This window comes from Mesorhizobium sp. M7A.F.Ca.CA.004.12.1.1 (assembly GCF_003997835.1).
Lineage (GTDB): Bacteria > Pseudomonadota > Alphaproteobacteria > Rhizobiales > Rhizobiaceae > Mesorhizobium.
Genome location: NZ_RZRK01001341.1, coordinates 1 through 846 on the forward strand (window position 1 = coordinate 1; position 846 = coordinate 846).

Below are 846 nucleotides of genomic sequence, written 5' to 3' on the forward strand. Positions count from 1 at the left end.
CGTGGTCGGTTCGTCGGCGATCAGCAAATCGGGATCGTTGGCGACGGCCATGGCGATGACCGCGCGCTGGCGCATGCCGCCGGAGAATTCATGCGGATACTGGTTCACCCGGCGCTCCGGCTGCGGGATCGCCACCAGATTGAGCAATTCCACCGCCCGCGCCATGGCCTGCTTGCGGGTGACGCGCTGATGCAGCCTGACCGCCTCGGCGATCTGGGCGCCGACGGTCATCACCGGGTTTAGCGAGGACAGCGGGTCCTGAAAAATCATGGCGATGCGCGCGCCCCTGATCTTGCGCATTTCGCGTGACGATTTGCCGACCAGTTCGTCGCCGTTGAAGCGGACCGAACCGGTGACGACCGCGTTCTTCGACGTCAGGCCGAGCGCGGCGAGCATGCCGACGGACTTGCCCGAGCCGGATTCCCCGACAATGCCGACCACTTCGCCCTTGGCGACTTCGAGGTCGATGCCGCGCACCGCTTCGAACTGATCGCCTGCCCGCCGGAAGCCTACCCGCAGGCCGCGTATGGACAGCAGCGGCTCGCGCTCGCCTGCCTTGTCGGCTGCGCCGGACTGCGCTGAAGATATCTGTGCGCTCATCGCTTAATCCGACCTTGGATCGAGAATGTCGCGCAAGCCGTCGCCGATGAAGTTGAAGCCGAGCACGATGGTGAGGATGGCGACGCCCGGACCGAAGGCGATCCACCATTGGTAGAAATGGACGGCGCCATCGGAGATCATCGACCCCCATTCGGGCGTCGGCGGCGTGGCGCCGAGACCGATGAAGCTGAGCGACGCGGCAAGCAGCACGACCTGGCCGAGATCCATCGTCGCGCTGATCAGCAC

The 846-nt window shown here is 65.5% G+C and carries 2 protein-coding genes; both read right to left on the reverse strand.

Features of this window, described 5'->3' with window-relative positions; translation table 11 throughout:
- On the reverse strand, nucleotides 1-600 hold a 600-nt coding region (locus EN984_RS36250), incomplete at its 3' end, for an ABC transporter ATP-binding protein (protein ID WP_245480206.1).
- Between the two features lie 3 nt (nucleotides 601-603).
- Nucleotides 604-846, reverse strand: a 243-nt coding sequence (locus EN984_RS36255; RefSeq protein ID WP_127384437.1) for an ABC transporter permease subunit, incomplete at its 5' end; no start/stop codon positions are given.